At 72.2% G+C, this 21546-nt stretch carries 19 protein-coding genes; 6 read left to right on the top strand and 13 right to left on the bottom strand.

The genetic code is table 11. From position 1 onward, the window contains the following. Positions 1-84 precede the first annotated feature (84 nt). Both BLT76_RS01985 and BLT76_RS01980 read left to right on the top strand, forming a co-directional pair. Positions 85-1569, top strand: a complete 1485-nt coding sequence (locus BLT76_RS01985; RefSeq protein WP_090850215.1) for a glycosyltransferase family 2 protein — start codon at positions 85-87, stop codon at positions 1567-1569. A 47-nt stretch (positions 1570-1616) separates the two neighbouring features. Continuing rightward, a complete protein-coding gene (locus tag BLT76_RS01980; RefSeq protein ID WP_090850213.1) occupies positions 1617-2339 on the top strand; it encodes a hypothetical protein in 723 nt (240 codons plus the stop codon). A 110-nt stretch (positions 2340-2449) separates the two neighbouring features. Here the strand turns inward: BLT76_RS01980 and BLT76_RS01975 are convergent, their stop codons facing one another. The 4 genes from BLT76_RS01975 to BLT76_RS01960 all read right to left on the bottom strand — a co-directional run bounded on the left by BLT76_RS01975 (position 2450) and on the right by BLT76_RS01960 (position 7379). Next, positions 2450-3403 (bottom strand): hypothetical protein, encoded by a 954-nt coding sequence (locus tag BLT76_RS01975; RefSeq protein ID WP_090850211.1) that lies wholly within the window; start codon positions 3401-3403, stop codon positions 2450-2452. 218 nt (positions 3404-3621) lie between these two features. Continuing rightward, complete coding sequence (locus tag BLT76_RS01970; protein WP_090850209.1) at positions 3622-4851, bottom strand: winged helix-turn-helix transcriptional regulator; 1230 nt, start codon at positions 4849-4851, stop codon at positions 3622-3624. 49 nt (positions 4852-4900) lie between these two features. Next, the gene (locus tag BLT76_RS01965) at positions 4901-5920 is read right to left on the bottom strand and encodes a glycoside hydrolase family 6 protein (protein WP_170866903.1); all 1020 of its coding nucleotides are present in this window, start codon (positions 5918-5920) and stop codon (positions 4901-4903) included. Positions 5921-5954: 34 nt separating this feature from the next. Next, entirely contained in the window at positions 5955-7379 is a 1425-nt protein-coding gene (locus BLT76_RS01960; protein ID WP_090850205.1) for an MFS transporter, read from the bottom strand. An 81-nt stretch (positions 7380-7460) separates the two neighbouring features. Between BLT76_RS01960 and BLT76_RS01955 the strand changes: the two genes are divergently transcribed. Next, entirely contained in the window at positions 7461-8033 is a 573-nt protein-coding gene (locus BLT76_RS01955; protein WP_244509208.1) for a TetR/AcrR family transcriptional regulator, read from the top strand. A gap of 29 nt (positions 8034-8062) precedes the next feature. Continuing rightward, positions 8063-8668 (top strand): Maf family protein, encoded by a 606-nt coding sequence (locus BLT76_RS01950; protein ID WP_090850204.1) that lies wholly within the window; start codon positions 8063-8065, stop codon positions 8666-8668. Here the strand turns inward: BLT76_RS01950 and BLT76_RS01945 are convergent. From BLT76_RS01945 to BLT76_RS01925, 6 genes are read right to left on the bottom strand one after another with little or no spacing between them, the layout of a single operon-like run. Then, positions 8607-9200: a GtrA family protein gene (locus tag BLT76_RS01945; protein ID WP_244509207.1), complete on the bottom strand. Its 594-nt coding sequence runs from the start codon at positions 9198-9200 to the stop codon at positions 8607-8609. The two genes, BLT76_RS01950 and BLT76_RS01945, sit on opposite strands and share 62 nt — an antisense overlap. Before the next feature lie 37 nt (positions 9201-9237). Next, positions 9238-9339: an MFS transporter small subunit gene (locus tag BLT76_RS26685; RefSeq protein ID WP_425287096.1), complete on the bottom strand. Its 102-nt coding sequence runs from the start codon at positions 9337-9339 to the stop codon at positions 9238-9240. Next, positions 9336-10730: an OFA family MFS transporter gene (locus BLT76_RS01940; RefSeq protein ID WP_090850200.1), complete on the bottom strand. Its 1395-nt coding sequence runs from the start codon at positions 10728-10730 to the stop codon at positions 9336-9338. Before BLT76_RS01940 ends, BLT76_RS26685 begins: the two co-directional genes overlap by 4 nt. A gap of 51 nt (positions 10731-10781) precedes the next feature. Beyond that, positions 10782-12014, bottom strand: coding sequence for a glucose-1-phosphate adenylyltransferase family protein (locus BLT76_RS01935; protein ID WP_090850198.1), 1233 nt, complete (start codon positions 12012-12014; stop codon positions 10782-10784). 28 nt (positions 12015-12042) lie between these two features. Beyond that, entirely contained in the window at positions 12043-13218 is a 1176-nt protein-coding gene (locus tag BLT76_RS01930) for an acyl-CoA dehydrogenase family protein (protein WP_090850196.1), read from the bottom strand. A gap of 32 nt (positions 13219-13250) precedes the next feature. Further along, positions 13251-13856: a TetR/AcrR family transcriptional regulator gene (locus BLT76_RS01925; RefSeq protein WP_139175378.1), complete on the bottom strand. Its 606-nt coding sequence runs from the start codon at positions 13854-13856 to the stop codon at positions 13251-13253. Positions 13857-13914: 58 nt separating this feature from the next. Between BLT76_RS01925 and BLT76_RS01920 the strand changes: the two genes are divergently transcribed. After that, entirely contained in the window at positions 13915-15093 is a 1179-nt protein-coding gene (locus BLT76_RS01920; protein ID WP_090850192.1) for an oxygenase MpaB family protein, read from the top strand. 95 nt (positions 15094-15188) lie between these two features. Here the strand turns inward: BLT76_RS01920 and BLT76_RS01915 are convergent, their stop codons facing one another. From BLT76_RS01915 to BLT76_RS01905, 3 genes are read right to left on the bottom strand one after another with little or no spacing between them, the layout of a single operon-like run. Continuing rightward, entirely contained in the window at positions 15189-16079 is an 891-nt protein-coding gene (locus tag BLT76_RS01915) for a GAF domain-containing protein (RefSeq protein ID WP_090850190.1), read from the bottom strand. After that, the gene (locus BLT76_RS01910) at positions 16076-17629 is read right to left on the bottom strand and encodes a chemotaxis protein CheW (protein ID WP_211752669.1); all 1554 of its coding nucleotides are present in this window, start codon (positions 17627-17629) and stop codon (positions 16076-16078) included. Before BLT76_RS01910 ends, BLT76_RS01915 begins: the two co-directional genes overlap by 4 nt. Before the next feature lie 18 nt (positions 17630-17647). Further along, positions 17648-19378, bottom strand: coding sequence for a methyl-accepting chemotaxis protein (locus BLT76_RS01905; protein ID WP_139175377.1), 1731 nt, complete (start codon positions 19376-19378; stop codon positions 17648-17650). Positions 19379-19645: 267 nt separating this feature from the next. Here BLT76_RS01905 and BLT76_RS01900 point away from each other — a divergent pair, with 267 nt between their 5' ends. Then, positions 19646-21427: an acetyl/propionyl/methylcrotonyl-CoA carboxylase subunit alpha gene (locus BLT76_RS01900; RefSeq protein ID WP_090850186.1), complete on the top strand. Its 1782-nt coding sequence runs from the start codon at positions 19646-19648 to the stop codon at positions 21425-21427. Positions 21428-21546: the final 119 nt, after the last annotated feature.

Here is a 21546-nt window from a genome sequence, read left to right as displayed (position 1 = left end):
ACCGGGCTCATCCTCAAGGGCGTCTTGAGGAGAACTTCAGACAACGCCTGTCACTTCTTGATGGTCAGCCGTCAGGATTGACCCATGAACGCTCAGCACGGCGGGCCCGACGGGTACCAGGCCTCCGCCCCCTCGGATGTCGAGCAGCCCTACGTCCGCACCCAGGACCCGAACCTGGCGGCGTACGCCGACGAGTTCCTCGACGCCGTCGACGAGCTCCCGACGCTGCGGCCCACGGTCGGCTGCATCATCCCGGCGTACAACGAGGCCGAGACGATCGCCGGCGTGCTCGACTCGCTGCTGCAGCAGACCCGGCTCCCGGACGTCGTGCACCTGGTCATCAACAACACCAGCGACGACTCGGTCGAGATCGCGAGCCACTACGCCGGCCCGCACACCCGGATGACCCCGACGGGCGAGCAGAGCACCGTCATCTACGTCCACGACATCGGCAAGAACCCCGACAAGAAGGTCGGCGCGCTCAACTACGGCTACTCGCTGGTCGAGCACATGGACTTCCTGCTCGGCGTCGACGGCGACACCACGCCGGAGCCGGACGCGATCCAGCACCTGGTCGACGAGATCGCCAGCGACGACCGGATCGGCGGCATCTCGGCGGTCTACTCGATCGACGACAGCGCGGTGGACGGGATCGTCCCCAAGTTCCTCATCGCCGGCCAGCGCGCCCAGTTCTCCGCCTTCAACATGCAGAACCTGCTGAAGGGCCGCAACATGGCGGTCCTCGGCGGGCAGTTCTCCATCTTCTCCACCCAGGCGCTGCGCGACGTGATGCGCGACAGCCACCAGCGCACCCCGTGGGTCAGCGACTCCGAGGTCGAGGACTCCCTGCTCTCGCTGCAGATCAAGAGCGCCGGCTACCTCACCAAGATCTCCGCCCGGGCCCGCGCCCACGTCGGCGGCATGGACACCATGCGCTCGCTGGACGCCCAGCAGGTCAAGTGGAACTTCGGCGCGATCGACCTGATGTGGCCCGGCCAGCGCGGTGACACCAAGGGCCAGCCGTTCCACCCCAACCTGCGGCTGCGCTGGTTCGAGCACATGTCGATGGTGCAGAACATCATCACCCGCTTCGCGTTCGTGGTGCTGCTCGCCTGCTCGCTGTCGATCAGCGCGTTCGTGTTCTCGCCGTGGTGGGTGATCCCGCCACTGTGCGCGGTGTGGCTGAACTTCCGGGTCGCGCACTCGATGGAGTTCGCCAACCGGCGCGACTACCTGTTCGTGCTGCTGGTCTTCCCGGCGGAGCTCTACATGGTGATCCGGATGGGCCACTTCGCCCGTGCCTGGACCAAGTTCTTCAGCAACCAGCAGACCGACAACTGGGCCGCCCAGGCCAAGGCCGAGCGCGGCAAGGGCATCGCGTGGATGTACCCCTTCATCATCGCGACGTTCTTCTTCCTGGTGTTCATGGTCATCTGGTTCCAGCTGCCCATCGGCGCCAAGTCCGACGTCCTGGCCGCCTGCTGGCCGGTCCTCGGCGTGATCACCGTGCTGCAGACTGCCTGGATGATCATCAAGGCCAGCAAGCGCTACCGCGGCTACAAGGCCTGACCCTCCCCGCCCGCCCCCTCACCCCCCACTCGCACAGGAGACCCCCCATGCACCGCGCCCGCCGTACGCTGGTCGCCGTCGCTGCCGTCGCCCTCTCGGTCCTGCTCACGAGCTGCTCGGCCATCAGCGACCTCACCGGCGGCGGTGACGACCCCGTGCCCGCCGAGTCGCCGTCCGCCTCGGCGACCGAGGCGATCTTCGACTCCCAGTTCACCCGCGACGGCACCTACCAGTCGCACGTGGACGTCAACGGCATCGACTTCGTCTTCAACATCTACCCGACGAAGGCCACGCCCCGGACGAACGAGTGGTACCCGCGCGGCAACAAGTTCTTCTCGTTCACCTTCAGCGCCTACGACCTCGACCGCGAGCTCCGCGACCCGTTCAAGACCAAGCGGAAGGTCTACCTCGACCAGGTCCGGGTGACCTCGCGGACCATCCTCAAGGACGGCTCCGAGGGCACCGAGCGTCCCTACGAGCTGAAGTCGGCGGCCAAGAAGATCACCTTCGACCCCGAGCCCGTCTCGACCAAGTACGGCATGCTCATCACCTCGCCCAAGGGCGCCTTCGAGCTGCGCAACCAGAAGATCCGCGAGATGTCGCTCGACACCCGCGGCGTCGAGCTCACCTTCCGCGCCACGGTCTTCTACGAGACGAGCGCCGGCTCGAAGGAGTTCACCAAGACCACCATCGAGCAGAAGGTGCCGATCGCCATCTTCGCCTCCGACAAGGAGACCGCGGTCGCGGACATCCCGGTCAACGCGGGCTGATCCGAGCGGGCGTCGGGCGCTGATGTAACGCGATGTTCGCCGCACTAGGTACGCGCTGCAGCGCGTACGGAGTGCGGCGAACATCGCGTTACAGCTGGCCCCGGTCGGCCTCAGGCCGCGGGACGGCGGCGACGCTGGACGACGTACGGCGCCAGGTCGCTGCACACGTCCGACCAGGTCAGCCTGCTCATCCCGGTCCCGAAGCCGCCGAGCCAGTCCTGCCGCTTCTTCTCCTCCCACACCACGTCCTCCGGGAGGAGGCCGTCGGATAGGCCGCGGTGGTACTTCAGCCTCCCGTCGAACTCGATGAGGTGCCGTCCCAGCCGGAGGTCGACGAACGCTGTCCGACCGTCGCGCGAGAGCCCGAACTGGGTCTGCGGTCGGCCGCGCCCGAGCTGCTCGGCCAGCAGCCTCGACAACGTCTCACCTGACGACTCGGACCCCGGATCCGCAAGATCGACGGCCTGTCGGACCGTGCTCACGTGCGGCCAGCACACCATCCGCTCGGGTACGGCGGCCAGCTCGGCCGGAGTCACTCCGTCCCGCAGCGCGGCATCGGCCGCCACGACGCCCGGGACCAGTCCGTGCTCGCGGGCGATGTCGGCCGCGGTCCGGGCGCGTCCCAGGACGCGAACGCCGTCCACCGTCGCCGGCTGGTCGCGGTCGTCGTACGGCGCGAGGTGGTGCTTGGCGCCTGCTCGGTGACGGCTGCGCTGGGGCATGTGGGTGCCGCTGGACGGGAGCGGCACCGTGAGGTGGGTGGTCGGCGTGCTGTCGAGCAGCACGGCCATCCCCCACACGACGGCCGCGCTCTCGTGGCTGCGCACGTGGACGATCGAGGTCGCGAGCGCGGCAGCGTCGTCGTACAGGCGCTGCCGGTCGGCGCGATGGGCCAGCGACTGCACGTGCGTCCGCTCGGCGTACACGCCCCGGCGCACCGCGACCCACTCGCCCCGACGGACCAGGTCGTCGACCTGCCGAGGCGTCATCAGGCAGGCCAGCGCGAGCGAGCGGGTGACGAGGTGGGGGGCCGTCCGGAAGGCGGCAGCGATCCGCGGGTGCATGCCGCCACCCTCGAACGGCTTCGGCCGCCGGTGGAGCGGTCGTCCGCGCCCTGTGGACGACCGGCGCCTCGCGGCGGGTTGTGGACGCCTGGTGGCCCGCGCCGCTGCTGTAACGCGATGTTCGCCGCACTAGGTACGCGCTGCAGCGCGTACGGAGTGCGGCGAACATCGCGTTACAGCCCGGGCGGCCCGGGCGGACCCGGGCGGCCCCGCGGCGATCAGTGCGTCTCAGCCATCCGGAAGCCGACGCCCTTGACGGTCTCGACGAAGCGGGCGGTGGCGCCGTCGTCGCCGAGCTTGCGGCGGATGTTGGCGACGTGGACCTCGACCGATCGCTTGTCGGCCTCGTTGACGAAGTACGACGTGACGTACTGCTGGCCGCGCATGGTCAGCACGAGGTCGGCCTTGCTGCGCACGCGGCGACCGGTCTCCATCAGCGAGGCGAGCAGGTCGAACTCGGGGCGGGACAGGTCGACGGCGGCGCCGTTGACGGTCGCGATCCGGGTCTCCGGGTTGACCGCGAGGCCGTTGAAGCGCAGCCACCCTCCCCCGGACGCGGCCGGCTGGGCGGGCGCCGGGGCCTGGTAGGCGGGCGCGGCCGGCTGGACCGGCTGGACCGGCTGGGTCGGCGGCGGCTGGTAGGCGGGCTGCGCCGGCGCCGGCTGGTACGCCGGCTGGGCCGGCGGCGGCTCGTAGACCGGCTGCTGCGGCGGCGGCTGGTACGCCGGGGGCGGCGGCTCATAGACCGGCTGCTGCGGGGGCTGCTGGGCCGGCGGGTGCGGGGCCGGGGGCTGGGTCGCGGGCGGCGGCTCGTACGCCGGCTGCGGGGGCGCGGGCGGCTGGTAGGCCGGGGGCGGCGCAGCGGGGGCGGGCGGTGCGGCGGCCGGGGCCTCGGGCTCGGCAGCCCGACGCTTGCCGGCGCCGGAGTAGGTCCCGCCGGACCCGGAGGAGAGCGCGCGGGCGGCCGCGGCGGCCCAGGACTCCTCCTCGGGCTCCGGCTCGGGGGTGGGGGCCGGCGGCGGGGGCGGCGGTGCGGGCGCGTCGGCGGCGCCGTGCGGGACGTCCTCGCGCGAGCGCGGCCGGCGCAGCATGGAGTCGGCGCGGGCTCGGAGCTCGCGCGGGCGGAACGGCTTGACGAGGTAGTCGTCGGCCCCCGCCTCGAAGCCCTGGACGACGTCGATCTCGTCGCCGAGGGCGGTGATCATGATCAGGTAGGTGTTGCTGAACTCGCGCAGCCGCTTGGCGACCGCGAACCCGTCCATGCCGGGCATGTTGACGTCGAGGGTGGTGATGAGCGGGTTGTTCGCCCGCACCGCCTCCACGCCCAGGTGCCCGTTCTCGGCAACGACCGTCTTGAACCCGGACTGCGTGAGCACGATGTCGATCAGGTCACGGACGTCCGGATCGTCCTCGATGATTACCGCGGTCCACTCGTTGCCCGCTTCCATGGCTGGAGCCTAACAACGCGGGTCACGTCGTGCGCCCGTGTGGTCAGCCTCACCAGCCCGACGCGGCCGCCAGCTCCTGCACCCGCTGCGCCCAGAACCCACCGGCGGCCGGACCGCCGTTGCACTCGCCGTCGCTCTCGCCGGGCGGCTTCACCCACAGGTAGGCGTCCAGCCGGGTGCTGTCGTCGACGTACCCGGGCTGGTCGCCGAAGGCCCGGCCGGACGGGTTGCACCACTCGTCGGAGGCTCCGTTGCCGTTGCGACCCCGGTCGATGACGTAGTGGACGTCACCGCCCAGCAGCTCGACGAGCTCGTCGGCGAACGCGCGCTCGTCGGCGTCGGTCTGGAAGTTGGAGACGTTGGTCGCGAACCCGCGGACGGTGTCGACGCCGACCTCCTTCAGCAGCGGCGCCAGGTCCCCAGCGCGGATCCACGAGGAGTGGCCGCCGTCGACGTACGTCGTGACGCCGGCCTCGCGGAGGCTGTCGACCGCCGCCGCGATCAGGTCGACCCGCTCGGACCGGTTGTCGCAGTCGATCGCCGAGGCGAGCGCGTCGGGCTCCAGGACGACGACCGCCGCGTCTCCCCCACCCGCGGCCCTCGCGATCTCGTCGACCCACGGGCCGTAGTCCTCGTTGCTCAGGCCACCGGCAGAGAAGCCACCGGTGCAGTCGCGGTCGGGGATGCCGTAGACGACGAAGACCGGCAGGTCGCCCTCGTCGTCGGCCTTCTTCACGATCTCGGCCACGTGGTCGCCGACCTGGCCGCGCGGGAAGTCCTCCGGGGTCAGCCAGATGCCCTGCGGGACCTTCGCGAGCCGTTCGTAGATGGCGGCGTTCCCGTCGCCGTCGGCGGCCGCCTGGCGGGCGGCCTCGTCGGTGCTGCTGCCCGCCTCGACGTACTGCGGCCGGTCCAGGAACGGGTTGTCGAGCTGCGGGTCCAACGCGAAGGGTCCCCAGTGCTGGGAGCGGGCGGCGGTGACCAGGGCGACCCCGGCGACGAGCACGAGCACGACTGCCCCGGCGAGGAGTCGGGGCAGTCGGGAGGGTCGGCGGTCGGTCCGGTCCACCCCTCCATCATGCCGGGGTGGACCAGACCGTCCGTCAGGCCCGCGTCCGCCCGGGGGCGAACAGGGCGGCCACCAGCGCGACCGCGACCGCTCCCGCACCGGTGAGCAGGGCCGGACCGACGGCGCCGTCGTACCCCGTCGGGGAGATCTCGCCGCCGTACCCGAGGAAGACCGCGGTGAGCAGCGCGACGCCGAGCGCGACGCCGAACTCGCGGATCGTGGAGTTGGCCGAGCTGGCGATCGCGAAGTCGCCGTCGGGCAGGCCCTCGAGGACCGCGGTGGCGCTCGGCGCGAAGGTCAGGCCCATGCCGATCCCGGCCATGGCGAGCGGGACGACGAAGTCGGCGTAGGGCTGGCCGTTCTCGGTCAGCCAGGCGAACCAGACCAGCGAGGCCGTCTGCAGCGCCAGGCCGGTGACCAGCAGCGAGCGCAGGCCGGTCCGGGCCGAGATCGCGCCGGCGATGGGGGCGACGACCATCGGCGCCGCGGTCCAGGGCAGGGTCCGCAGGCCGGCCTCGAGCGGGCTGTAGCCCTCGACGACCTGGAGGTACTGCGAGAGCAGGAAGACCGCGCCGAACATGCCGATCGTGAAGGTCAGGCCGATGGCGTTGGCCACCGAGAACCCACGGCTCTCGAACAGTCGCAGCGGCAGCACGGCGTGCGCCCGCCCGCGGGCCCAGACGACGTACGACGGCACGAGCAGCGCCGCGACGACCAGCGGGCCGAGCACGGCCGGGTCGGACCAGCCGTCCTCGTTGCCGTGGACGATCCCCCAGATGCCGAGCAGGACCGCGCCGCCGAGCAGCAGCGTGCCGACCGGGTCGAGGCGCTGCCAGGCGCCGCGCGACTCCGGGACCGCCATCAGCAGCAGGGGTACGGCGACCACCGCGACCGGCACGTTCAGCCAGAAGATGGCCTGCCAGCTGACGCCCTCGACCACCGCTCCCCCGACGACCGGGCCGAGCGCGACCCCGAGGCCGGACACGCCGCCCCAGATGCCGATCGCGACCGCGCGCATCGCGGGCGGCACCGCCGAGGCGAGCAGGGTCAGGGACAGGGGCATGATCGCCGCGGCGCCGAGGCCCTGGACCGCGCGGGCGGCGATCAGCGCCTCGCTGCTGGTGCTGAGCGCGCTGGCCACCGAGGCGAGCGTGAAGACGGCGATGCCGGCGAGCATCACCCGGCGCCGGCCGAGCCGGTCGCCGAGGGTCGCGGCCGGGAGCATGAACGTCGCGAAGGTGAGCGTGTAGGCGTTCAGGAACCACGACAGCTGGCTCACGCTCGCGTCCAGGTCGGCGCGGACGACGGGCAGCGCGGTCGTCATCACCAGGTTGTCGAGGGTGGCCATGAACATCGGCAGCGAGGCCGCGACGACGGCGACCCAGACGGGGACCCGGCGGCGGGCGGGGGCGACCGGCCGGTCGGCCCCGCGGTCGGGGGCGGTGACGGTGGAGGTCATCGTGGGCTCCTCACCCTTGGAAGGCATTGAATGATTACTTACGCCGACGACGCTAAGTAATCGAGTGATAATCTGTCAACCATGAACACCCGGATGAGCGCCGACGACCGCCGCGAGCTCGTCCTGCAGGCGGCGACCCGGGCGTTCGCGCAGGGCGGGTACGCCGGCACCAGCACCGACAAGGTGGCCCGCGAGGCCGGCGTCTCGCAGCCGTACGTCGTCCGCATCTTCGGCACCAAGCTGGAGCTGTTCCTGGAGGTCTTCGAGCGCTCGACCCTCCGCATCCGCGACGCCTTCGCCGAGGTCGTCGACGACCCCACCTTCGACCCGACCGCCGAGGACGCGCGCGAGCAGCTCGGCCTCGCCTACACCGCGCTGCTCGCCGACCGGGACCTGCTCCAGGTGATGATGCACGGCTTCTCCGGTGGCGGGCACGAGGAGATCGCCCGCTCCGCCCGCGCCTGCATGGCCCGGATCTTCGAGACGGTCCGTCGTACGGGCTGGAGCGACGACGAGGTCCGCGACTTCGTCGCCCACGGCATGCTCATCAACGTCATGCTCGCGATGCGCGCCCCCGAGCACGTCGACGAGGACCCGCAGATCGCCGCCCTCGCGGCCTGCGCCTTCGGCGACGCTCTCGAGTTCCTGACTTGAGGGGCCAACACCCGCCGTACCCTCGGCCCGTGACCACGCTCGTGCTGGCCTCGGCCTCCCCCGCCCGTCTCGCCACGCTCCGCTCGGCCGGGGTCGAGCCGGTGGTGATCGTGTCCGGGGTGGACGAGTCGCAGCTGGTGGGACTGGCGCCAGGCGAGCTCGCGCTCGGGCTGGCCCGGCTCAAGTGCGACGCTGTCGTGGGACGCGACGACGTCCCGGCCGGGGCGCTGGTGCTGGGCTGCGACTCGGTGCTGGAGCTGGACGGCGAGGCACTGGGCAAGCCGGCCGACGCCGCCGAGGCGACCCGGCGATGGCGGGCGATGCGGGGCCGCAGCGGGGTGCTGCGCACCGGTCACTGCCTCACCGACACCGCGACCGGACGGACCGCCGCGGCGACCGCGTCGACCACCGTCCACTTCGCCGACGTCACCGACGCCGAGATCGAGGCGTACGTCGCCACCGGCGAGCCGTTGTGGGTGGCCGGAGCCTTCACGATCGACGGCCTCGCCGGGGCGTTCGTCACGGGGATCGAGGGCGACCACCACAACGTGGTCGGGGTCAGCCTGCCGCTGCTCAGGGAGCTGACGGCGGAGCTGGGACACCCCTGGACGAGTCTGTGGGCGTCGGCTCGCTGACCGGCCCGCCAGGCAGCACCCGACCCTCGCCGTCGACCGGCGGCTCGTGGCCGTCCGGCAGCGCGTCCGGCAGGTAGAGGTCGTTGAGGTTGATCGGCCGGCGGAAGACGAAGGTCCGGAAGAGGTAGAACCGTGCGGCCAAACCGAGCACAAGGCCGATCACGTTGGCCGCGATGTTGTCGGAGACCGGGTCGTCGAGACCGAGCACGTCGCGGCTGATCGTCAGGCAGGCGATCGGGAGCAGCATCGTGACCACGTTGATGAGCACGAAGGCGGTCAGGCCGCCGTCGGCGTGCGTCGACGGCCGGTCGCGGAACGCGTAGGTGCGACTGCCGTGGTAGCTGACGACCATGCCCACGCTGTTGGCCAGGACGTACGCCGGGATGGGCTGGTCGCCCAGCAACGCGGGGACGCCCGGGAAGAGCCCGTGGACCAGCACGTTGAACAGGAACAGCGCCACCAGCGTGGCCAGTCCGCCGACGGCGAGGAACCGGCCCGCTTCGGCGAGGAGGCGCTGCCACCGGCTGGACACGGGCAAATGCTAACCGTCGCGGTCCTGAGAGCCGTGCTCAGCCGGTGAACAGCGTGGCGGCCTTCCGCAGGGTCTCGACCACGCCGTACACGAGCGGGACCCCCACCAGGGCCCAGGCGACGACGATGCGGGCGGTCATGACGCGCTCCTCTCGAGGTCCCGATCGGCCGACGGTTCGTGGAACCGCTCGCTCACCGGTCGGACCAGCAGGTTGGCGACCGAGCCCACCGCGAGCAGCCCGACCATGACGAACAGGGCCGGCCGGTAGGCGTCGGCGGTGAGCTCCCCGGGCGTGCCCTGGGTGTCGAGGATCTGGTTAACGATGAGCGGTCCGGCCACGCCCGCCGCCGACCAGGCGGTCAGCAGCCGACCGTGGATGGCGCCCACCTGGAGGGTGCCGAACAGGTCGCGCAGGTACGCCGGGACGGTGGCGAACCCGCCGCCGTAGAAGGACAGGATGATCGCCGCGAAGAGCACGAACAGCACCGTCGAGCTCGCCCCGAGAGTCGCCAGGAGGACGTAGGCGACCAGCCCGGCGCCGAGGTAGAGGACGTAGATCGGCTTGCGGCCGACCACGTCGGAGGTCGAGGACCACACGAACCGGCCGGCCATGTTGGCGATCGACAGCAGCCCCACGAAGCCGCCGGCCGCGGCGGCGCTCACGCTCGACGTGCCGTCCTCACGGAAGAAGTCCTGGATCATCGGGGCGGCCTGCTCGAGGATGCCGATGCCGGCGGTGACGTTGCAGAACAGCACGACCCACAGCAGCCAGAACTGGGGCGTGCGGATCGCGTTGTTCGCGGTCACGCTGGCCGTGGTGACCAGGTCCTTCTGCGCCACCTGCGAGGGCTCCCAGCCGTCCGGCTTCCAGTCGTCGGCCGGCACCCGCACGGTGAACGCGCCGAACATCATGAAGACCAGGTAGACCGCGCCCAGGGTCAGGAAGAGCAGCATCACGGCGTGACCGTCGGCGACCGAGGTCGGGTCGGTCGAGTCGTAGGCGTCGTCGTAGAGCGAGAGCAGCCGGCCGCTCAGCGGGCTGGCGATCAGGGCGCCGCCGCCGAAGCCCATGATCGCCATGCCGGTCGCGAGGCCGGGCCGGTCGGGGAACCACTTGATCAGCGTCGAGACCGGCGAGATGTAGCCGATGCCGAGCCCGATGCCGCCGATCACGCCGTACCCGAGGTAGACCAGCCAGAGCTGCTCGGAGGCGATGCCGAGGGCCGCGACCAGGAAGCCGGTCACCCAGAAGCACGCGGAGACGAACATCGCCGCGCGCGGCCCGTTGCGGTCCACCCAGGTGCCGGCGACCGCCGCCGAGAGACCGAGCATCACGATGGCGATCGAGAAGACGACGCCGACCGCGGTCAGGGTGCTGTCGAAGTGCTTCACCAGGGCGGTCTTGTAGACGCTGGTGGCGTACACCTGGCCGATGCACAGGTGGACGGCCAGCGCGGCGGGCGGGATCAGCCACCGGCTGTAGCCGGGACCGGCGACGGTCCGCTCACGGGCGAGGAAGGACGGGACCACAGGGACACCTCCGAGTCGGGTCTTCGCCCCGTTAACCCGAGGTGACCCCGCTCACACGGTGCTGCCCGGTTCGAGCCGGCTCCCGGCCGCCAGGCGTACGCCGGCGCCGACCGTCGAGTCGCGTCCCAGGATCGTCACCGCGTCCGGGTCGTCCAGCGCGGGTACGGCGGGGTCGCCCACGACCGCGTCCACCTCGATCACGCAGCCGGTGTCGACGATCGCCCAGGCCACCGTCGCGCCCGCCCCCACGACGGTGTCGGCGGCGACCACGGAGTCCAGCACGGTCGCACCCTCCTCCACGACCACGCCGGGGCCGAGCACGCTGCGTCGTACCGTCCCGCCGACGGTGGCGCCGGGGCAGACCATCGCGTCGTCGACGACCGCGCCGCCGAGGACCCGGGCCGGGCTGCGCTGGGGCTGCCGGGTCAGGATCGGCCAGCCGGGCACGCCCAGCACGCCGTGGTCGTCGAGCAGCAGCTCACGGTGCGCCCGCAGGTAGAGGTGCGGCTGGCCGACGTCGCGCCAGTAGCCGTCGTACCGATGGGCGACCACGCGGCCGCGCTCCAGCAGCCGCGGCAGCAGGTGGTCGCCGAAGTCGCCGAGCCCGGTGTCGCCCGCGGGACTGTCCGCCGACAGCTCGACGTGCAGCGCGTCGAGCACCTCGACCAGCACCCGCGGGTCGTAGGCCATCACCTCGGCGGCGATCAGGTCGCCGTCCGGCTCGTCCGGCTTGTAGGCGAAGCCGGTCACCCGGCCGTCGTCGTCCACCTGGACGACGGCGTGGTCGGCGGGGTCGTCGCCCTCCGGGGTCCGGGTGGTCACGACCGTGCACTCGGCGCCCGCGGCGAGGTGCGTCGCCACCACGTCGTTGTAGTCGAGGCGGTAGACGTGGTCGGCGCTCATCACGAGCAGGACGTCCGGCGCCGCGGCCGCGATCTGGTCGCGGATCCGGTACAGCTCGTCGGCGTTGCCCTGCGCGAACCCGTCCTCGTCGAGGCTCCCGGAGCCCTGCTGCGGCATCAGCAACCGCAGCCCGCCGCGGTTGCGGTCCAGGTCCCAGGGCCGGCCGTTGGCGACCTGCTCCTCGAGCGTCGAGCCCTGGAACTGCAGGGAGAGCCAGACGTCGGTGACGCCGCTGTGGGCGAGGTTCGAGAGCGGGACGTCGACCAGCTGGAAGACGCCGGCGAGCGGCAGCGCCGGCTTGGCTCGCTCCCGGGTCAGCACGTCCATCCGGCCGCCGGCCCCTCCGGCCTGGATGAGGGCGAGCACGCGGTCACGGGGCATGGCCCTCAGTGCCCGCAGCGGCCCGTGCTCACTCGACGGGCAGGCCGAGGCCGCGCGCGATCAGCATCCGCTGCACCTCGGAGGTGCCCTCCCCGATCTCCAGGACCTTGGCGTCGCGGTAGAAGCGGGCGACGGCGTACTCCTCCATGAAGCCGTAGCCGCCGAAGACCTGGGTGGCGATCCGGGTGCCGCTGACCGCCGCCTCGGTGGCGTGCAGCTTGGCGATCGCGGCCGCCTGCTTGAACTGCTTCACGGGTGCCCCCGCGTCCTTCATCGCGGCCGCCTTGTAGGTGAGCAGCCGGCTCGTCTCGAGCATCACCTGCAGGTCGGCGACCTGGAAGGCCACGCCCTGCTTGCGACCGATCGGGCCGCCGAAGGTCTGCCGCTCGCCGGCGTACTGCAGGGTCAGGTCGAGGCAGGCCTGGAGGCAGCCGACGGCCAGCGCGGCGATCGCGACCCGCCCGTCGTCGAGGGTGGCCAGGAACTGGGCGTAGCCCCGGCCCCGCTCCCCGAGCAGGTTGGCCTCGGGCACGCGCACGCCCTCGAAGGACAGCGGGTGGGTGTCGGAGGCGTGCCAGCCGAGCTTGTCGTACGGCGGGCCCGCGGTGAAGCCGGGCGTCCCCGCGGGCACGATGATCGCGCTGATCTCGGCGCGGCCGTCCTCGCGCTCGCCGGTGCGGGCCGTGACGGTCACGAGCGAGGTGATGTCGGAGCCCGAGTTGGTGATGAACTGCTTGGCCCCGTCGACGACCCACTCCCCGTCGGCGAGCACCGCCTTCGTGCGGGTCGCGCCGGCGTCGGACCCCGCCCCCGGCTCGGTGAGCCCGAAGCCGGCGAGCCGCTCGCCCGCGACGAGGTCGGGCAGCCAGGTCGCCCGCTGCTCCTCGGTGCCGTACTCCAGCAGCGGGGTGATGCCGAGCCCGACCGCCGCCTCGAGGGTGATGCCCATCGACTGGTCGACCCGGCCGATCTCCTCGATCGCCACGCACAGGCTGGTGAAGTCACCGTCCTCGCCGGCGCCGCCGTACTCCTCGGGGGCGGTGAGCCCGAAGAGCCCGAGCTTGCCCATCTGGCGCACGACGTCGACCGGGAAGTGGTGGTCACGGTCCCACTGGGCGGCGTACGGCGCGATCTCGGCCTCGGCGAAGTCGCGCACGCTGCGGCGGAACTCCTCGTGCTCGCGGGACAGCTCGAAGGTCGTCATCCCGGCATGCTAGCCCGCGAGGTTAGCGTTTGTTAACCAACGGTCAGCCCGAGCGTGAGGAGCTCGGCCGTCAGGTCGACCAGCCGGTCCTCCGAGACGCCGGCCGGCGGGTCGAGCGCGATCCGCAGGCAGGTGGTGAGCGCGATGCCCATCGCCAGGTGGATGCGAGCCTCCGCCTCGACCCGGTCCAGGTCGGGCGCGTGGCTCGCGACGAACATCCGGGTGAAGTGCGCCAGCTGTCGCTCGACCTCCGGCAGCACGTTGCCGTGCGCGCCCAGCGGCACCTCGTGGAGCAGGGCACGGGTGACGGCCCGGTGCCGCTGCAGCGCGGCCACCAGCACCGCCAGCACGTGCCGGATCGCGTCGCGGGTCGGCATCGTGACCGCGTCGGCCATGCCCTGCGAGAGGTCGGCCATCACGTCGTCGGCGCTGCGGCGGCGCAGCTCCTCGACCAGGTCGTCCTTGTCGTGGAAGTAGCGGTAGAGCGAGCCCACACTGACGCCGGCCGCCGCGGCGACCCGGTTGGTGCTGAGGCCGGCGTACCCGCGCTCCTCGAGGACCCGGGCGGCGGCCGCGAGGACCCGCTCGACCATCTCGTGCGACCGCGCCTGCGACGGGGTACGACGGGCGCCCCTCACCGGGACGCCCCGGAACGCGAGTAGAACCTGAGCATTTGCTCACCTTATCGTCGGCCGCATGACCCAGACCCCCGCCCGGTTCGGCTCCGCCAAGCCCTGGTCGGAGCGCGCGGCCCGACCGCTCCGGCTGACCGCCGGACCCGGCGCCGCGCCGACCCCCGCCGAGGTCGCAGCCCTGCGGGCCGGGCTGCTGCGTTGCGACGAACCGGCCGCGGCCGTCGTACGGGCGGTGCGCGAGGAGCGCAGCCTGACCATGCGCGAGGTGCACGCGGCGCTCGTCACCGGCCACACCGACTCCCCCGGGCCGCTGCGCGACCTGCTCGAGCTGGCCCGTCGCCGGCCCGCCTGGGTGGACGACGACCTCCTGGCACGAGGGGCGCGCGCCTGCCGCACGTACGGCGCGGACGCCGGCCTGGTGCTCGCCTACGGATCGCTGCTCGGCGGCTACCGCACCTCGGCGGCCGTAGAGCCGCTGGTACGGACCGGCCGGCTGACCGGTGACGAGGCGCTGCGGCGGATCGGCGAGACCACCACCTGGTGGCGGGCCGTGACGGCGCCCGGCGGGCTGGAGCCCGGCGCCGAGGGCCACCGGCTGGCCCTGCACGTGCGGGTCATGCACGCGTTCGTGAACCAGCACCTCGCCCAGGACCCGACCTGGGACACCGCCTGGCACGGCGTCCCGATCAACCAGTACGACCAGGCGTCGACGCTCGGGGTCTTCTCGACGAGCTTCCTGCTGCACCTGCGGCTGCTCGGCGTCCGGGTCTCGCGCGCCGACGCCGCGGCGGTGATGCACCTGTGGTCGTACGTCGGGTGGCTGATGGGCGTCGACGAGGAGTGGCTCCCGCGGACCGAGCGGCAGGGCCGGCGACTGCTCTACCACTTCCTGTCCCACGACCCGGCGCCGAACGCGAGCAGCCGCGCGCTCGCCCACTCCCTCGTGCACATGGCCGACCAGGCGCCGGTGCCGCGGGCCCGGCGGATCTGGGAGCGCGAGCGGGCGCTGTCCGCCGGCACCTGGCTGCTGGGCCCGGCCGCGATGCGCGACCTCGGCCTCCCCCGGCGCCCGCCCTGGTACGGCGTGGGCCGGGTCGCGGCCAACCTGTTCTGGAGTCAGCTGGTCGGGCGGCTGCCCGGCGGCCGCGACGTGGTCGCCGCGCGCGGGGAGCGGGCCTTCCGGCGCCAGACCGAGCGCTGGTACGCCGGAGACTCCCCCACGGTGCCGGCCGCGGGGTAGCGGCTCGGACGGGCCCGACTAGCGGGTCACCGGGTTTCGAGACGGTTGCTGCGCAACCTCCTCAACCACCGAGGGGCGGTTGCTGCGCAACCTCCTCAACCACCGATCGCGGCTGAGCGGGCTTCCTTCTCGGCCCGGCGCCGCTCCAGCTCGGCCACCACGTTCGCGGCCTCCTCGACGAGCACGGCGACGTCCTCGTCGGTGAAGTTGCGCGGGCGGACGTCGAGCACGCAGCAGGCGCCGAGCACCTCGCCGGCCGAGGTGATCAGCGGGGCGCCGGCGTACGCCCGCACGCCGTCGTGGAGGACGGTCGGGTTGATCCGGTGCATGACGTCCGCGCCGAGGTCGTTGACGGCGTAGGGCTCGCGGGTGCGCACGGGGACCGAGCAGAACGACCACTCGATCGGCGCGCCGCCGGCGTCGTCCATCCAGGTGCCGGAGCTGCCGCTGCTGCCGACGACGCACTGCGCGTCGTCGAGGACGATCGTGATCCCTCCCATGACGCTGCCGAGGCGCCGCGCGACGCGGCTGGCCGCCTGGTCGAGGTGCGGGCGCACCTCCGGGGCGAACGGGTCGAGGGAGACCAGCTCCTGGATCCGCGCCTCCAGCGACACCCGCCCGCGGAGCAGGGTGTTCATGGCGACCCGGGCCCAGTCGAAGCGCGGGGCGGGGGCGTCGGCGCCGCGTAGCCCGAGCTCGCGGTAGACCGAGACCCGGACCCCCATCGCGCGCCCGATCAGGCCGACGCGCCCCTCCTCCAGGGAGAGCAGGGCGATGACCCGGTCCAGCTGGAGCGGGGAGAGCGGCTCGACGGCGGACACGCCCGCCTCGGCGCAGACCCGGGCCCACAGCCGCTCGGTGTCGATGGTGGTGTCGGTGCGCAGGGCGGCACGCACGTCGTCGGAGGTCGGCGCCTGGTAGGCGTGGCTGCGCAGCTTTCCCTGCGCAGCCGCGCTCGACTCCGAGCAGTCGAGGGGGGAAGTCATGCCGCGACCATCGGCTCCCGATCGGAACCGCTGAGCAGTTCGGGCGATCCTGACGAGGTTTCCCTCAACATCTCACCCTCCTGGGTGGATCCCCGGACCGACCGGGCGATGGCCGGGAGGTCGAGATCGGGGACCAGCTTGTCGGAGCCGGCCACCTGCACCAGCGGGGCGTCGTGGGCCGCGCGGGCGACGTCGACCAGCAGGGGGCGCTCGGTCGAGGCCGGGTCGGTCCAGGTCAGCGGCTCGATGCCACCGAGGGCATCGACGGCGAACGCGAGCGGCTCGTCGTCGACCTCGACGAGGAGCAGGCACGACGACGCGGCCCGCGACAGCGGCGGGTGGCCGAGCAGGGTGGACAGGCAGACCACCGGGACGACGCGACCGCGGTGCACGGTCAGGCCCAGCACCTGGTCGGCCGCCGTCGGGGTCAGCGCCTGCGGGAACGGCAGGATCTCGCTCACCTGCGTCAGCGGCGAGGCGAGGGAGATCCCCGCCGTGAAGGTGACGTACGACGGTCCGCGCCCCGATGCGACCTCGCCCGCGACCGCGGGCCCGGTCCCGACCGCACCCGCCGCCGGGTGCACGTCGGTGTTCACGGCGGCGAGCGACAGCAGCTGCGCGTCGGAGCGGAGCGCGGCACCATCGAGGACCAGGCAGGCCGCCTCGTCGAGCTCGACCATGCCGAGCAGCAGCTCGGGCCGCAGCGCGCCGTACGCCGGGACGGGGAGGATCCCGGCACCGGTGCCGCGCAGCTCGACGAGCTCGGAGACGGCCAGCACGACCAGCCCGCGGCCGATCTCGAGGACGACACCCGCGCCCAGGTCCTCCTCCGGCAGAGGCGGGAGGCCGAGCAGGGTGAGCGGGTCGACGACCGCGACCTCGCGGCCGGAGTAGACGGTCTGGCCGACGCAGGCGCCGCCGGTCAGCAGCGACGGATCGACCCCGGCCAACGGGATCGTGGTGTGGATGTCGCCCACCTCGAGGGCCAGCACCTGCGGGCCGCAGCGGACGAGGGTGATGCTGCGACTCCCAGCGAGGCCCGTGGCCGCCACGGTGTCGACGACCGGCTCCGACGCGACCTGCTCGGCCACGGTCGGGACGCCGGGCAGGCTGAGCAGCACCTCGGCGTCGAGGATGCTGATCGGCGTGGCGCCGTCCTCGTGCTGGAAGGCGTGGGTCACGAGCAGCCGGCCGTCCGCGGCGCTCAGGGGCAGCCGGTCGTCGTGCGGCACCCGGGTCACCCCGCGCACCTCGTCGGCGACCAGGCCGACCACGCGCCCGCCGTACGCGACGACCACGACCACCTGGTCGGGCAGCACGTCGTCGGGACGCTCGAGGAGCGGTCGGAGGTCGACCACCGGCAGCACCAGGGAGCGCAGCCCCATCGCCCCGACCAGGCCGGGCGCGACGACCGGCAGGTCGGTCAGGGTCGCCGGCCGCGGCACGACCTCGCGCAGCGCCGAGAGCGGCAGCGCGACGTCGATCCCGCCGAGCCGGAGCAGCCCGTAGACGTCCGCGTCGGACGCTGCGTCCGAGACCGTGTCAGACACCAGGTCAGGCACCGTCGGTCACCGGATGACCGGCGCGGCGTTCGCCGTGGCCGACGAGAGCTGGTCGATGAGGCTGTTGACGTGCTCCGAGGCCTCCTGCTGGACCCGGGTCGACGCGGAGATGGTGCGGATCGCCTCGTTGGTGCGCGACACGCTGGTGACGATCCGCTCGAAGGCGGCCTCGGCCCGCTTGGAGACCTCGGAGCCCTGGTTGACCCGGTCCGCCGACTCGTCGATGAGCCGGCCGATCTGCTGGGCGGCCTCGAAGGAGCGCTCGGCGAGCTTGCGGACCTCGCCGGCGACGATCGAGAACCCGACGCCGTGCTCGCCGGCCCGGGCGGCCTCGATCGAGGCGTTGAACGCGAGCAGGTTGGTCTGGCTGGCGATCTCGCCGATCACCTTCACGATGTCGCTGATCGACGTCGACGACTTCTGGATGAGCGAGATGGCCTCGATGGACGCGCGCAGCGCCTCGACGCCCTGCTCGGCGTTGCCGTGCGTCTCGGCCGCCAGCTCGGTCGCCGTGCGCGACTCGGAGGCGATCTCGACGATCGAGGTCGCGAGGTCGCGGACCGAGGAGGTCATCTCCTGGGTGCCGCTGTCGATGCGGTGCTCGCGCTCGACCTCCGCGGTGACGTCGTAGGCGTACTTGATGACCTTGACCGGCTTGCCGGACAGGTCCAGCACCGGGTTGTAGGTGGCCTGGATGTAGACGTCGCGGTCGTACTTGCCCTTGCGGTGGAACCGGCCGGCGATGACCTCGCCCTTGCCGAGCCGCAGCCAGAAGTCGCGGTACTCGGTGGAGCGGGTGTACTCGGCGTCGCAGAAGGTGCTGTGGTGCTGGCCGACGATCTCGCGCAGCGAGTAGCCGATGGTGCGCAGGAAGTTCTCGTTGGCGTCGAGGACCAGGCCGTCGAGGTCGAACTCGATGACGGCCTGGGCCCGGTCGACCGCGTTGACGCGGGCCCGGATCTCGGCGTTGGCGAGCTTGGAGGCGGTCACGTCGGTGGCGAACTTGACCACCTTCATGGGGGCGCCCTTGGCGTCCAGGATCGGGTTGTACGTCGCCTGCAGCCACACCTCGCGGCCGCCCTTGCCGAGCCGCCTGTACTCGCCGGCCTCGAACTGGCCGGCGCCGAGCCGCTCCCAGAACTCGGCGTACTCCTGACTGGCGGCGAGCTCGGCGTCGACGAACATCCGGTGGTGCTTGCCCTGGATGTCGGGCAGCGCGTAGCCGACGACGTCGAGGAAGTTGCGGTTGGCGTTGAGGATCGTGCCCTCGAGGTCGAACTCGATGACGGCCTGGGCGCGCTCGATGGCGTCGACCTTGCCGAGGAAGTCGGCGTTCTGGCGCTTGGCCTCGGTGATGTCCTGGGCGAACTTCACGACCTTCGTGGTCACCCCGTCCTCGTCGAGGATCGGGTTGTACGTCGCCTGCAGCCACACCTCGCGGCCACCCTTGGCGACCCGCAGGAACTCACCCGCCTCGAAGTGCCCGGCCCGGAGGCGGTCCCAGAAGTCGGCGTACTCGCTGCTCTCGGCGTAGTCGCCGGGGCAGAGCAGGCGGTGGTGCTGGCCCTGGATCTCGCGCAGCGTGTAGCCCACGATGTCGAGGAAGTTCTGGTTGGCGGTGATCACGGTGCCGTCGATGGCCAGCTCGATCACGGCGAGCGAGCGGTCGAGGGCGGTGACCAGCCCGGACTCCTCGGAGAACGGGCGGTCGGCGTCGGACGAAGCGGAAGCGGGCATCAGGGTGGTACTCCTCAGGGGTCTCCGGAAACGCGGGGAGGGATCGCGCGCACGCCGGAGCGGGCACATTCCGCCTCACCGTGCCCGGGGTACTTCGGCCCGCGGCGCCCCGGTCTGAGGAATTCGCCCAGGCCCGTGCACAGGTTCCGGGTCGCGATGTGTGAGATCCGTGACGGCGGCCACTCCCCAGACCGGGCTAGCCTCCGCTGTCGGGCGGAGTAGCCTGCCCGCGACTCGAAGTGCCGTACTCGAACCAGGAGTGTCACCGTGCCGGGAACCAAGCCTCTGCAGAAGGTCCTCATCGCCAACCGCGGCGAGATCGCGGTCCGCGTGATCCGGGCCTGCAAGGACGCCGGCATCGGCTCCGTCGCCGTGTACGCCGAGCCCGACCGCGACGCGCTCTTCGTGCGGCTGGCCGACGAGGCCCACTCGCTGGGCGGCGCGACGCCCGCGGAGTCCTACCTCGACATCGCCAAGATCATCGCCGTCGCCGAGAGGACGGGCGCCGACTCGGTGCACCCCGGCTACGGCTTCCTCGCCGAGAACGCCGACTTCGCCCAGGCCGTCCTCGACGCCGGGCTGACCTGGATCGGCCCGCCGCCCGCGGCCATCGAGGCGCTGGGCGACAAGGCCAAGGCCAAGCACATCGCCGACAAGGCGAACGCCCCGCTGGCCCCCGGCACCAAGGACCCGGTCAAGGACGCCGACGAGGTCGTCGAGTTCGCGAAGGCCAACGGGCTCCCCGTCGCGATCAAGGCCGTCTTCGGCGGCGGCGGCCGCGGCCTGAAGGTCGCCCGCACGCTCGAGGAGATCCCCGACGCCTACGAGTCGGCCGTCCGCGAGGCGGTCACCGCCTTCGGCCGCGGCGAGTGCCTGGTCGAGAAGTTCCTCGACAAGCCGCGCCACGTCGAGACCCAGTGCCTCGCCGACCAGCACGGCAACGTCGTCGTGGTCTCCACCCGCGACTGCTCGCTGCAGCGCCGCAACCAGAAGCTGGTCGAGGAGGCCCCCGCGCCGTTCCTCACCGACGCGCAGCTGACCGAGCTCTACGAGTCCTCCAAGCGGATCCTGAAGGAGGCCGGCTACTACGGCGCCGGCACCTGCGAGTTCCTGGTCGCCCAGGACGGCACCATCTCCTTCCTCGAGGTCAACACCCGCCTCCAGGTCGAGCACTGCGTCTCCGAGGAGGTGACCGGCATCGACCTGGTCCGGGAGATGTTCCGGATCGCCGCCGGCGAGGAGCTCGGGTACGACGACCCGGAGATCCGCGGCCACTCGATCGAGTTCCGCATCAACGCCGAGGACGGCGGCCGCAACTTCATGCCCGCCCCCGGCACCCTGTCCGCCTGGAGCCCGCCCAGCGGCCCGGGCGTCCGCCTCGACGGCGGCTACGAGAACGGCGAGACCATCCCCGGCTCGTTCGACTCCCTCATCGCCAAGCTCATCGTCACCGGCCGCGACCGCACCCAGGCGCTGGAGCGCAGCCGCCGCGCGCTCGACGAGTTCGTCGTCGACGGCATGCCCACGGTCATCCCGTTCCACCGCGCGGTCGTCACCGACCCGGCGTACGTCGGCGCCTCGACGCCGTCCGGCGAGGGCGAGTTCACCGTCTACACGCAGTGGATCGAGACCGACTTCGACAACCGGATCGAGCCGTTCTCCGGCGACGCGGCCGAGGCGGAGGAGGCCGGCGAGCGGCAGACGGTCGTCGTCGAGGTCGGCGGCAAGCGTCTCGAGGTCGTCATCCCCGCCGGGCTGGGCGGCCTCGCGGCCGGCCCCGCTGCCGGTCCCAAGAAGGCGAAGCGGAAGTCCGGGGGCAAGGCGGCCGCCGCCTCCGGCGACGCGGTCACCAGCCCGATGCAGGGCACGATCGTGAAGATCGCGGTCGAGGAGGGCCAGGAGGTCGCCGAGGGCGACGTCATCGTCGTCATGGAGGCCATGAAGATGGAGCAGCCGCTCAAGGCCCACAAGGCCGGCACGGTCACCGGGCTGCAGGCCGAGGTGGGCGCCACGGTCACCAACGGCGCCGTCATCTGTGAGATCAAATGACCCCGCGTCTGAGCCAGGACTGACCTCCCTCCCCGCCGAGTCAGCACCAGTTGCGGGCCGAGTCAGCACTACTGGTGCTGACTCGGCCGTCCTTGCTGCTGACTCAGCGGTGTGGACCC

This window comes from Nocardioides lianchengensis (assembly GCF_900101465.1).
Lineage (GTDB): Bacteria > Actinomycetota > Actinomycetes > Propionibacteriales > Nocardioidaceae > Nocardioides > Nocardioides lianchengensis.
Note: the sequence above shows the minus strand (reverse complement) of the source record. Positions and strands in the feature narration are given on the sequence as shown.